Annotated in this window: 12 protein-coding genes; 6 read left to right on the top strand and 6 right to left on the bottom strand. The window is 31.7% G+C overall.

The window, feature by feature from the left end; all coding sequences use genetic code 11:
- Positions 1 to 63: 63 nt before the first annotated feature.
- Genes WOO_RS03130 through WOO_RS03120 form a run of 3 tightly spaced genes read right to left on the bottom strand, consistent with a single transcriptional unit; the run spans position 64 to position 2,101 of the window.
- The gene (locus WOO_RS03130) at positions 64 to 678 is read right to left on the bottom strand and encodes an SCO family protein (protein WP_014869229.1); all 615 of its coding nucleotides are present in this window, start codon (positions 676 to 678) and stop codon (positions 64 to 66) included.
- Positions 679 to 721: 43 nt separating this feature from the next.
- A complete protein-coding gene (gene dnaQ, locus WOO_RS03125) occupies positions 722 to 1,417 on the bottom strand; it encodes a DNA polymerase III subunit epsilon (protein WP_014869228.1) in 696 nt (231 codons plus the stop codon).
- Positions 1,418 to 1,435: 18 nt separating this feature from the next.
- The gene (locus WOO_RS03120) at positions 1,436 to 2,101 is read right to left on the bottom strand and encodes a Tim44/TimA family putative adaptor protein (RefSeq protein ID WP_014869227.1); all 666 of its coding nucleotides are present in this window, start codon (positions 2,099 to 2,101) and stop codon (positions 1,436 to 1,438) included.
- 166 nt (positions 2,102 to 2,267) lie between these two features.
- Here WOO_RS03120 and secB point away from each other — a divergent pair, with 166 nt between their 5' ends.
- From secB to sucD, 4 genes are all read left to right on the top strand, one after another.
- Entirely contained in the window at positions 2,268 to 2,771 is a 504-nt protein-coding gene (gene secB, locus WOO_RS03115; RefSeq protein WP_014869226.1) for a protein-export chaperone SecB, read from the top strand.
- Between the two features lie 194 nt (positions 2,772 to 2,965).
- Positions 2,966 to 3,166 carry a 30S ribosomal protein S21 gene (locus WOO_RS03110; protein ID WP_014869225.1) on the top strand — a complete coding sequence of 67 codons (201 nt, stop codon included), beginning with the start codon at positions 2,966 to 2,968 and terminating at the stop codon, positions 3,164 to 3,166.
- A 27-nt stretch (positions 3,167 to 3,193) separates the two neighbouring features.
- A complete protein-coding gene (sucC, locus tag WOO_RS03105; RefSeq protein ID WP_014869224.1) occupies positions 3,194 to 4,354 on the top strand; it encodes an ADP-forming succinate--CoA ligase subunit beta in 1,161 nt (386 codons plus the stop codon).
- A gap of 3 nt (positions 4,355 to 4,357) precedes the next feature.
- Complete coding sequence (gene sucD, locus WOO_RS03100) at positions 4,358 to 5,236, top strand: succinate--CoA ligase subunit alpha (RefSeq protein WP_014869223.1); 879 nt, start codon at positions 4,358 to 4,360, stop codon at positions 5,234 to 5,236.
- Positions 5,237 to 5,243: 7 nt separating this feature from the next.
- Here sucD and dapF read toward each other — a convergent pair whose 3' ends face one another.
- The 3 genes from dapF to WOO_RS03085 form a co-directional block, all read right to left on the bottom strand.
- A complete protein-coding gene (dapF, locus tag WOO_RS03095; protein WP_044135512.1) occupies positions 5,244 to 6,038 on the bottom strand; it encodes a diaminopimelate epimerase in 795 nt (264 codons plus the stop codon).
- Positions 6,039 to 7,183: 1,145 nt separating this feature from the next.
- A complete protein-coding gene (locus WOO_RS03090; protein WP_014869221.1) occupies positions 7,184 to 7,747 on the bottom strand; it encodes a nitroreductase family protein in 564 nt (187 codons plus the stop codon).
- A gap of 2,588 nt (positions 7,748 to 10,335) precedes the next feature.
- Complete coding sequence (locus WOO_RS03085; RefSeq protein ID WP_014869219.1) at positions 10,336 to 10,635, bottom strand: NADH dehydrogenase ubiquinone Fe-S protein 4; 300 nt, start codon at positions 10,633 to 10,635, stop codon at positions 10,336 to 10,338.
- Positions 10,636 to 10,787: 152 nt separating this feature from the next.
- Between WOO_RS03085 and WOO_RS03080 the strand changes: the two genes are divergently transcribed.
- Both WOO_RS03080 and WOO_RS03075 read left to right on the top strand, forming a co-directional pair.
- Positions 10,788 to 11,432, top strand: a complete 645-nt coding sequence (locus WOO_RS03080) for an alpha/beta hydrolase (protein ID WP_025264146.1) — start codon at positions 10,788 to 10,790, stop codon at positions 11,430 to 11,432.
- A gap of 5 nt (positions 11,433 to 11,437) precedes the next feature.
- Positions 11,438 to 12,256 carry an SDR family oxidoreductase gene (locus WOO_RS03075; protein WP_014869217.1) on the top strand — a complete coding sequence of 273 codons (819 nt, stop codon included), beginning with the start codon at positions 11,438 to 11,440 and terminating at the stop codon, positions 12,254 to 12,256.
- Positions 12,257 to 12,681: the final 425 nt, after the last annotated feature.

Raw genomic sequence — 12,681 nt, 5'->3', positions numbered from 1 at the left:
TATACCTCTGATTTTAAATACTAATTATCTTGAACTTAGTGTACAATTTTAAGCAAGAGAATCTTATGGTTCATTTATATGTTTCTTAATTTCAGCTACAATCTTATCAGATTGACTTTCGTCTGAGTTTAGGTCAGCTACAAAGTGCGTAGCATATTTTCCTCCAGGACCAATGAGATATATTATCGAAGAATGGTTGATTTCCTCTTCTTCACCAATTTTGCTGGTGTATACTTTATAACTCGTGATTACCTCATCTATTTTTTCTCTTTCACCAGTTAACATTTGTATTCTATGGTCAAATTGCTGTTGGAATTCTTTAAGTTTTTCTGTATTATCCCGTTCAGGGTCAACTGTTATAAAAAATGTTTGTAGCTTTTTATTGGTTTTCTCATCTAGTTTTGCAAGTACCTCCGAGATTATTCCAAGATTCATGGGACAAACCTTTTTGCATGAAGAAAACCCGAAAAAAATCATCATATATTTATCTTTAAAATCATTACTGCGTATAATTTGATTATCTTGATTAATCAGAACAAAATCTCCCCCTATTTTAACTTCTGCTTTGTGAATAACTATTGGAGCAAATATGCCTTTTTTGGTGAAATAACAATAACTAAGAAAAATAACTGCTAATACTATTAGCATGGTAGATAATAATCTTACAAACTTTATCATTAGAACACCTTAAATAAAATAAGATTATATCTTGTTAGCCAACTTATTCAATATGTTCTTTCCAAAGTGGGTTGTTAATTTTATCCAACAGTTTTCTATGTTCATTAATTTCTTCATTGCTTGGTGAGTGTTTCCTACGAGATAAATCACGTATTTTACGGTAAATGACTGTGGAATTATTATCTTGCTTGCACTGATTATCAAATAAGAAAGTTTGTAACCCTCCTGTAAGCTCAACATAAACTTTTGCAAGCAGCTGAGCATCAATTAGTGCTCCGTGTAATTCTCTGTCCTTTAGCGATATATTAAAACGCTTACATAATGCACTTAAAGATGCGGGTGAACCTGCAAACTTTTTTCTTGCAAGTGGTAATGTATCCAACACTCTGTCCGAAGAAATTAATCCGGTATTTAGTTTACTAAGTTCCATATTAAGAAACTTAATATCAAATTCAGCGTTATGAATTATTAAAATATCGGTAGATATAAAGTCAAGAAATTCAAGTACGACATCTGAAAATAATGGCTTATCTTCCAAAAATTCTTCACTAATGCCATGAATCTTAAATGAGTGATAAGGTACATCCCTTTCTGGGTTAAAATACTGATGGAATACTTTGCCTGTTGGGACTCGATTAATCAATTCTATACACCCTATTTCAATAATCCGGTGGCCAAATTCAATATCAAGGCCTGTAGTTTCAATATCAAGTACTATTTCACGCAGCTTACTTTTCATGATTAACTTTAAACAATACTAGTCTTGTTTACCATTTGTTATTGGATCATTATCATAATTGTCTTTATTGTAGTTAATAGAAACAAGCAGCCAGCTTGGATCTGATGAATTGATATTTTTTTTGAATTGCCACATATCCTCAACTCTATTAATCGTTGATGTGCTACCTGATACAATATTTCCATTATCATCCTTAACAAAATTAATTTGCTCTGAAAGAAAATACACTGTGATAAACACTACGTTTTTCACTAGTTTTATTTCTAAAATCTTTTGTGAAGTAATGGAAACAATTATAGATTCATGTGTTTCCTTACGATGTCTAATTTTCTCTGCAAAGTTATTATATAAGCCTTTATCTAAGAGAGGTTTTAGCTTAAGTAGATTCCCCTGATTAAAATACTTTATTATTAGTTCAAAAGCTATACTTGAACCTTCCATAAAATGGGAAATGGAGAAATCTTTATTTTTTTGTAATATTTGTTTGTAAGTGGCTTTTATTGAGTTTTTGTCGTTACTATTGATGTAGTCTTCAATGTCTTCTGCTACGTCTTTGTTACTTTGGCTTATATCAAGTACATTAGTTAATTTTCTTAAGTTTGAGTTTGTTAACCTTCCTAAAGAGTTATATAATCGCGAAAAAATGAATGCCGCTAATAAAGCATATATTACAAGCTCTATCATAGTAATTCAACTCCTTAGCATGTAAAGTACCTGAACATTATTAATTATTAATAAAAGTGTGCTTGTTCTATGTCAATCTGCGATTTGGATTTACTATTTATCTATAAATGACTATATTGTAGAAGAAAACGTTAAATACTTCAACTTAATTATGGAGGCGTAAGAAATGTCACAGTACAAAATAAAAATTCATGGCCAATATATTAAGGATCTATCGTTTGAAAACCCGAATTCACCATTCCTTTCTTTAAAGGAAGCTCCCAGTATTAATGTAATGGTTAATGTCAATTCAGTGAAGTTGAAAGGAGCTGAAAGTAACGAAGAAAATGATGAAGAAAAATCTTTCCATGAAGTTACTTTGCATATAGAAGTCAAAGCAGTGATAGAGAGTGAAAGTATGAAAGATAGTGTTGCTTTTATTTGTGAAACGAAATACTGTGGTCTTTTTTCAATAGAAAACTCAGCAAAGCTAAGTGCAGAGGGGGCTAGACAAGCTTTATTTATAGGTGGGCCTACTTTTCTTTTTCCTTTTGCAAGGGAAATAATTGCACGGGTTACAAGTAGTGGTGGGTTTCCTTCTCTTATATTGGATCCTATAGATTTTGAAGCTATGTATAAACAACAGAGTCAACAACAAAAAGATACCATAAGTAATGAGAATTTTAACTAATATTGGCCTACCCTTATTGTTCCAGTGTGAGATAGTTTTATACACAGTAAGTTAAAAGACTTTGATGTTCTTAGTAGTCAGAATTTAACGTTCAGTTATGTTATAACTTAATGCTTGAGTTTATAAAATAATTGACAATGTTAATTTTCTAATTTACAAGTAGGTTTTTGAGGTAATTATCCAAGGGGTAGAGTTTGATTGAAGTATCAGTTCATTATGGTGATGTAAGTAGGGCTTTTCCAATATTAAAAAAAACAATTCAGAAAGAAGGAAGAGGGGTAAAAATAAAAAAACAATATCATGAAAAGAAATCAGAAGTAAGAGCTAAAAAGAAAGCTGAAGTTAAAAAAAAAAGGCGCCAACAAGAGAGTAGAAGACAGCGTTATGGTTTATAATTTTTAATAGTTTATATTGGTTGTTTTATGAATGTTCATGAATATCAAGCAAAAGAGATCTTACGTAAATTTAATGTTCCAGTTTTAAGCGGTTTTGTTACTACGTCTGCAGAAGGAATAGAGACTAAAATAAATCAACTGAAGTCTGACATACTTGTAGTTAAAGCTCAGATTCATGCAGGTGGAAGGGGCAAAGCTGGCGGTGTAAGACTGGCAAAGTCAACTGAAGAAGCTCAACAGCTTGTGAAGGATATGATTGGTATGACTTTGCTAACTCATCAAACAGGGCCAAGTGGGCAGCAAGTAAAAAGGGTTTACATTGAAGAGGGTTCAACTATTAAGAAAGAGTATTATTTAGGTTTAGTAGTTGATCTAAAACTTAGCAGGCCAACATTCATATTTTCTTCAGAAGGTGGAATGGATATTGAAAAAGTTGCGAAGAGCTCTCCTATGAAAATAGTGAAGCTCGATATTAGTCCTGCTTCTGGTTTTGCAAGTTTTGATAGTAGAAAGTTAAGCAGTAGTCTTAATTTAAGTCCAGAACAAATAAAAAAAATAACAAGTGTTGCAAAAAGTGTATATAATGCATTTATTGCAACTGACGCAAATCAAATAGAGATTAATCCACTAGCTGAGACAGATTCTAGAGATTTTGTTGCGCTCGATGCAAAGATTGATTTTGATGACAATGCTTTATACCGTCATCCAGAAATTGCGCAACTCCGTGATTATGATGAAGAAGTAAAGGAAGAAATAGAAGCCTCAAAACATGGGCTTAGTTATATAAAAATGGATGGCAATATTGGTTGCATGGTGAATGGTGCAGGTCTTGCTATGGCAACAATGGATATAATAAAGTACTACGGAGCAAAGCCAGCCAACTTTTTAGACGTTGGCGGTGGAGCAAATAAGGAAGCTGTTACCAAAGCATTTAGGATTATATTGTCTGATAGTAACGTAAGAGGAATTTTAGTTAACATATTTGGCGGGATAATGCGTTGTGATGTTGTTGCAAGTGGAATTGTTGAAGCTGTAAAAGGAATGAGTATTGGAGTTCCTCTAGTGGTTAGATTATCAGGTACTAATTTTAAAGAAGGAAAAAGAATTTTAGAGAAATCAGGGTTAAGTATTATTGCTACGGATGAGCTCGATGAAGCTGCACAGAAGATAGTAAAAGAGGTAAAGTAAAGCATGTCTATTTTGGTAAATAAAGATACAAGATTAATATGTCAGGGGTTTACTGGTGCACAGGGTACATTTCACTCAGAGCAAGCAATTAGTTACGGAACAAAGATAGTTGGTGGTGTAACTCCTGGCAAAGGTGGAAGCACTCACCTTGATTTGCCAGTTTTTAATACTGTAGCGGAGGCCAAAGAAAAAACTGGTGCAAATGCTACAGTAATATATGTACCTGCTAGGTTTGCCGCTGACGCAATACTTGAAGCGATAAATGCAGAAATAGAACTAATAGTTTGTATTACAGAGGGCATTCCTATACTTGATATGGTAAAAGTTAAATATATGCTTGTAGGTTCAAAAAGTAGATTGATTGGGCCAAATTGTCCTGGGATTATTACGCCTGAGGAATGTAAAATAGGAATTATGCCGGGACATATTCACAAGCGTGGACATATAGGAATTATATCTCGTTCTGGAACTTTAACTTATGAAGCAGTAGCGCAAACGACTACTGTTGGCCTTGGTCAATCAACATGCATTGGAATTGGAGGTGATCCTGTTCATGGCATGACGTTTGTTGATTGTATGGAACTGTTTTTGAAAGATGAAGATACCCATGGCATTGTAATTATTGGTGAAATAGGTGGGAACGAAGAAGAAGATGTGTCGAGTTTTGTAAAGGAAGAGAAAACTAAAAAGCCAATTGTTGGATTTGTAGCTGGTCAAACAGCACCTCCAGGAAAGCGCATGGGGCACGCTGGGGCTATTATTTCTTCTAGTGGCGAAAGTGCTGCTGCAAAGTTAGAGGTTATGAAAAGTGCTAGAATTGCAATTGCAGAAACTCCAGCGGTGATTGGTAAAAAAATCTTGGAAGTAATGCATCAAGTTTAAAGTATTGTTATAGAAACCCTATATTACCAACTACAAATACATTATTTACCCATTCGATTAGTAAGTTCCCTCCTGGTGAATTTACTGAAGTTTGCTTAGTAGGCAGATACTTACGAAGTACAGATGCAACAAATACTGCGCAAGCTGCGCTACTACATGAAGCAGTAGTACCTGTACCTCTTTCCCAGACTCTCAAAGTTATTTCTCCAGATTTTTCAATTTGTGCAATACTAACATTAGTTTTTTTTGGAAAGAATGCATGATTTTCCAACTTTGGTCCCAAATTTAGTAATGGTATTGTACCTATATTATCGACAAAAAAGATTATATGGGGATTGCCAATATTTACTGCAACTGGATCCTTAAGCATCTCAAATTCTATAGGTAAGTGAAGAGTATCACATTCAATGGATAGAGGAATCTCATACCATTTAAACAAGGGCTTGCCCATATTAACCTTTATTAATTTATTACCGACTTTAAAACACTCTAAAATACGCTTATTTACTAGCTCAATGGTAGAGTACTCAGTACCTTTTTCTAACATTATTAAATATCCAACACAACGCGCTGCATTTCCACAGATTTCAACTTTGCTACCATCAGCGTTATAAATGTGCATGAAGCAATCAGCTATACTAGAGTTAGTGATAACTATAACTTGATCGCAGCCATTTTGGTTGGCAATTTCCCTATAGCTCCATTCTAAATTGTTTGTTGAACGTGAGTCTATGATAACAAAGTTATTACCAGTACCATGCATTTTTACGTAGGGAATTTTGTCTGTTAAACTGCTCACCATTATAGCAAAGACTATATAAACAAAAACTTCTTTTCTGATTATAGCTGTTTTATACGCTATAGTTTTTTGTAGTGTAGATGCTAAGTTAATGTCAAGCAATAGTGAAATGCTCTTTCAGCTGAACTTAAGTTGGAAAGGAAGAAAGTGTTTCTAATAGAAAAATTAGTAATGGACTAATTAAAGCAGCAGAGTTCTAAAATTAGCTTTTTTCATCCTGCTCTTGACAAATTTGAAGCTATGCAGTGTAACTTTCCTCTTGGTAATGTAGGTTCTTGTCAAGAATCTGCTTTCTAAAGATCTGATAGTACTAAAAAATATTTTAGATACTTTTGATAACCTAAGTTTATTTGGTTTAAGGCGGAAGCAAAAATAACAATGACAAAGATTATTTATATAACTAAGTTAAGTTTCTCAAAAACAAGCAGCAAAACTTTGGCAAGACTTTGCAAAAAGGATTGAAAATCATTCTGCTATTATTCGATATAGAATCTCAAATGAACTATATCTAGAAGACGATTTAGTATTCAGGCTCCTGATACTTACTAAGTAAACTATTAAGATGAAATCCAAAAATCATTTGTTTAATTTTTATAATCTTATTATCAGAAGCATTCGCAATGTTGACTAAGCAACATCTGTAATTTTAATAGCAGTAGCTATACTGATCTCAGTGCTTTTGATGAACAAAATCAATTGACGATCAAAATATTCTTTATTCATTCTATATATACAAACCTTTTGCTTATCTTAAAGTAAACCTAGAGAAAATTTTCCTATCTGAGATATATTCATCCTTTTAAACAAACAAAGTAGAGCATTGAAATAAAGGTAAGTTAAAATCATATATGAGAACCATAAAAGTTTTTTAAGAAAAGTATAATATACCAAATTATATGAGATCCTTATTAAAGGATTTGATAACATTGCTATTTAAAAGTGCTGAAATACTATCTGAAGGCTCCTGTTTTTAATGAAATAATTGGTATTCTGCTATTTATAACTTTTGCGAAGATATATAAAGTAGCATGAATTACGGGTTTAAAAATAAATAATTTTATGAAAATCTTGACAAGAAGTTCAAGAAAGAAAAATGAGAAAACCTACTTACTAAACAACCATATTTTATAGTATTAACAGAAAAGTGGTCAAGTCAGTTCACTGGGCCACTCATCATAAAAGAATATTTCTTCTACTGGCCTTCTTTTTTTTTCCTTAATTTCAGCACCTTCTTCTTCGTAACCAACCGCTATCACCGATGTTATATTAAAATCATTAGGTATATTAAATTTTTTTACTATTTTGTTTCTATCAAAGCCACCTACTTGATGTGCCATTAAGTTTGTAGATGCGGCCTGTAACATAAGTGCATAATTTGCTGCACCAGTGTCATGCTTAGCCCAAAAATTCTCCCCCTTATCCAGCTCTCGGAAATTTTTAGCACTTAATGATATAATTAATACTTGCGCATTTTTCGCCCATTTTTGATTGGATTCATTAAGGCAACTCAGTAACTTTTTCCATGAACTTTGATTACTCTGCTTATTACATATTACGTATCTCCAAGGTTCATCACCAAAACATGAAGGAGAAAGCCGAGCTGCTTCTATCAGAGAATTGATCTCCTCCTGATTTACTACTTTATCCGGATCATATAAGCACCCGCTGTGCCTTATTTTCATCAACGTTAATAGATCTTGCGTATTTACCATTTTTTCATTTAAGAATATGAATTATACACATTGTAACACAATGTAAGCAAAATTTAAATTGCAGAATTCCGTAAATATAGTTAGTATAAACGTGTTTTATTTTGAGAAGTATGTTTATAACATAATCTAGTAGTAAATCGACATTATCAAAGTTTTCTCTACTTGCGTACATATCACTTAATACGTAATAGGTCTTATTTTTGTGAGTTTTCCCGTTAATTATTCCATTCTTCTTTAACCAACAACAGGTAGATATTTAGTTGGCCGTTTAGCTGCCGTTGTAATGATAAGCCAAAGTAAATGAATTGCTAAAGCTCTAAATGTGGATCACTTATACGCAATCCTTTTAGATATTTAGCTGGTACAGCTATAATTTTATATGTTACATTTATATAGATCTGAAAAATGCTAGTTTTTCCTCATTAAAAGCCAGTTAATTACTATTTAAAGTTACTAAGATTTTTTATCAAATCTTTAACTATTATCAATAGTGTCTCTTAGATTTAGGCTTGTACTGTTTGTAACCCAGTACTTAAAGTACTAACAATTTCTTTTTTGCTACTTTTTTCAAGTCTGTTACATACTTGTCAGTATTTATTTTAGCATAACAAGATCGATATTCTCATAATCTGACCTATTGCTTTTTCATTAGTCTTTTTCCTTGTACTGCTATAAGCATCATTCCTCTTCAAGGATTGAACTTTATTCTATAAATTATTATACATATAAATTACTCAAAATGTTGTTCAAAAATTTTAAACCAGCCCTCGACACTACAGTACTTTCTCTTTAGGCTTATAAATACTAATTTATGATGTTTGGGTTAATGTTAAATATATGTCATGCTTCTCTATGAGGTTCAGAATTGTAATCTTGAGGAGAAACATTATTACACTTTCAAAAATCTTTCTCTCTCTCTCTAAAGTGCATTTAGTCAACTTTACTAAAAGTAATCTCCTTCAACTTCTCACTTCATCTTCTTAAATTTCTCTTTCAACTTTTCAATAATAGCTTTGGATTGATCTTGGTTGCCTAAGGTTATACCAATCACGGGGTAAAACATTCTTCTCGTAAGATAGCTTGTTAATAGATATCTTTAAGCTCTTTTGCATCGAGATTATTTAGAAGTTTTGCTAATTGCTTATTATGTACGCTCTGAATGAAAGTTTAGGGTTTCTCATCAATTATAGAATTAATTATAACTTTAATTTTTCTAGGATCAGTTAGATTTTGAGCTACCATTTTGAGTTTATAGTAATCTAGCTTATTAATTAAAGCTCTTAATTTATCTTTCTCTAAAATGTCTACTAGAACTTAAATTTAGTAATTACTCGTTCTTTAGGAAGAATGGTTAAATATTATTCAGCTAAATCTTTTGCTAGTTCTACAAGTTGATGATAGTCTATATTTTAAACAAGTACTCTGGACTGATTTGCTTTTAAATTAGATCAGGTGTTTTTTATCTGATTTGGTTTCAATACTTTAATAAAAGATAAGAGTCGATCTTCATTTAAATATAGAGAAATGATTTTCAGTTTTGTTTCGTTTAATTTCTAAACTAGATTTGTAGTCAGTGATTAACAATAATCTACCAAGCCTTGACTGGTCGTCGGTTAAGTACTTTTCTATAGAGTTTATAAGTTTGTCATTAGTATAGTAGTGTTAGTAAGAGTTTTTAGTTGTTTACCTATGGGACCTTTTGTGAGAAATTTAATAAATGCACTTACTTGATGATAATATATCATCTAGTATATTAGATAGTATATGTATATCATTTGCTGTTGCTTTTCTGCTTCTTCTGTACTGTAAGATATTATGCTTTTTGCAACACTTTATTATCTCGTGAATCAATAATATTTATTTTCTGTTCAAAATAGTATTTACCATTCTTATTTTGTGCTATATACTAATAAGTTCTTAGGTTTTACTGAGAAAATGCTTTCAATATGCTTTATTTAACACCACTGCCAGAAGTTTCCTGGTATAAGATATGTTGAAGTTCTATGTTTACTAATTTATCATTAAAATAGACAAAGGAGTTATATTACTTATACGACCTGTTTTTGCTTCCTTGAAGAAACTTTTGTATAAAATGTAATCCATATCATACTTACTTAATTTTTTTTACCATTTATAATTGCAAATTTCAAACTTTAAATCTTCTTTCCCTTTTTCAATGCAGGGTAGTAATAAAGGTGGCAAAAATGGTTTAGTGCTGTTACAGGATTTCACTAAGAGTTGGTATTTTATTACTTTTATCATACAACGATATAAAAGCAACTTTGGTAATTTTGTATGGTTTATCAATGGAGTCATCATATTTCAATATAAAAATATAAAAGAGTGATGATATACTACATTACTGCTCTTGATACCCTTTGTATATATTTCTAAGGTTACTTTTAAAATTAAGTAATTTTCCCTAGAACTATCTTTAAAAGGAGTTCATTTTCATTCACAAAAATCGCGCAATAAATTTACAGGTATCAGTGTTATAATAAGTTCTTCCTATCATCCAAGTAACTGACACTGTGGTGATACCATTTATGTACATAAAAGCATCCATAAGATTTAAACTACAATAAAACTTACTTTGATGTAAAATTACTTGCGTAAGATTTTGGTAACCTCCTAATACTTTTTGGCATTTCAATTATGAATTTAACGTTGCGTTTTTTTGCATATGATATTGCTTGTTCAAGGGAATTAAACTTTAATATGATTTGGTTTTTTGGATTTTTTGAACCTACCCACCCCATCAAAGGTTCAATATAATAGGAATCTGGCTTAATTTTTAGATACCAAAAACGTGTGTTACCCAAACCAGATTGGGTTGCAGTTTTTGTTGGTTTATAAATTTTTAAAACTGCTTTATCGTCGATATTCATAATTTTTGTTAAATAAGTTTATAATATATACCTAAATAACCCGTTACACAAACATAATTTCCTTTTCTCATTAATAATGAGAACATTGAATATAGCTTTTACAAAAGCACAAATTAATGCTAGATAAAAGTATAAATACAAAAAGAAAAGAAATGATTGAACTTAAAGGTCCAGAAATTTGTGTAAGTGGAAACAAGAAAAATTTGATTGTTTGTTTACATGGCTGGGGATCAAGTGGTGATAACTTTGTTCATCTTGCTAAAGTTATGAGCAAGTCTTTACATGACTCGTGTTTTGTAGCACCAAATGCTCCGTTTGAAAGAGAAATAGGTGATGGCTATCAGTGGTTTAGTTTAGAAAATCGCAGTGAAGAAGCATTGTACAGTGGAGTCAAAAATGCCACGTTAATAGTAAATCATTTTATTGATACAAAATTGAAAAAGTTTGGCTTAAAAGATACACAGCTTTCTTTAGTCGGATTTTCTCAAGGGGCGATGCTTGCGATACATACAGCTCTTACCCGCACTCAATCTTGTGCATCGGTTGTTGTATATTCTGGTAGATTTCTTTCACCTTCAAAAGTTGCACCAAATATCAAGTCAAAACCTAATATGTGTCTTATTCATGGTGATGCCGATGATATAGTGCCTTTTTCTTCTCTTGACTTAACGGTTAAAGCTCTAAAGAAAAATGGAATAAATGTCGAGGGGTACCCAATTCATGGATTAGGACATATTATCAATGAAGAGGGAATAAAATTAGGTGTAGAGTTTATTAAGAAAAATTTTAAAAATTAGTTTCTATGCATTTATTTTGTTTTGGTTATGGGTATGTAGCTAAATTTTTATCAAAAATTTTACTGAGTTTAGATTGGAAAATCAGCGGTACTTCGAAGAGTCAAGATGTACAAAGCATTAATCTTTTTAATTACAAAAAAGTAAGCAAAGATACATTTCAAGACGTAACACATGTCTTAGTTTCCATTCCACCGGATGGTGATGATGTGCTAGAGAGATATGGTCATTACCTTCAAAATATTAAATGGCTTGGCTATTTGTCCACAACTAGCGTCTATGGTGATCACGCTGGTAATTGGGTTACAGAAGAATCTGAAACAAAACCTGTAGAAAGCAGAGGAAAAAGCCGCCTTAAATCCGAAAAGAAATGGCTAAATAGCAAGTTACCTGTACATGTTTTTCGTTTAGCTGGAATATACGGTCCTGGCAGAAACGTACTAGTTGACTTACAAGTTAATAAAGCAAGAAATGTGCGAAAAGAAGGGCATCTTTTCTCTCGTATTCACGTTGAAGATATATCTAATATTCTATTTTCTTCCATGCTGAATATAAAACCTGGAGAAATATATAACTGTGCAGACAATTTACCTGCTACACAATCTGAGGTGGTAACATATGCAGCCAAACTTCTAAATGTTAGCATTCCAGAGTTGATAGAAATTTCTTCTTTGCCAGATTATGCACAAAGTTTTTACTTAGGATCAAAAAAAGTGAGTAATATTAAAATTAAAAAAGATTTTAGTATCTCTCTAATTTATCCTAACTATAAGGTAGGACTGAAGAGTTTACATGTTAATGAGCTGAAGCCGCATACAATGGAATAGATAAGCCTAGAAAAGAGTTGTTTAAGTAGTTAATACTGACTTTAATTTTTCATAAAAATGTTACTTCTTGCATAAAGCAGTTACTTTTATGTTCACTAACTTAAGAAACTTTCGGGTCCTAACGCTTTAGTACTGAGATGACGTTTCTTGGACTTTAAAGCTATAAGTGTTTAAAAAGTTTATTAAACAAAGAAAAAAGGTAAAAAAGCACTGTAATAATTAGTCACTTGCTCTCTTATTTTAGAAACTTGTATTCTATACTACCTTAAGTGCCTTATAAGCATATATTTTAGACTATATATAGGTAAAACCTTAGAAAAGGTGTAAAAATATAAGGTACACATAGTACAAAAAGTTCAATATTAAAACATAAACTACATAGTGCTTTCATCATTTAATTTACATAAACTGAAAATTAAACACTT

This window comes from Wolbachia endosymbiont of Onchocerca ochengi (assembly GCF_000306885.1).
Taxonomy (GTDB): Bacteria; Pseudomonadota; Alphaproteobacteria; order Rickettsiales; family Anaplasmataceae; genus Wolbachia.
The sequence above is the reverse complement of the archived record's forward strand: the minus strand, read 5'-3'. Positions and strand labels throughout refer to the sequence as shown.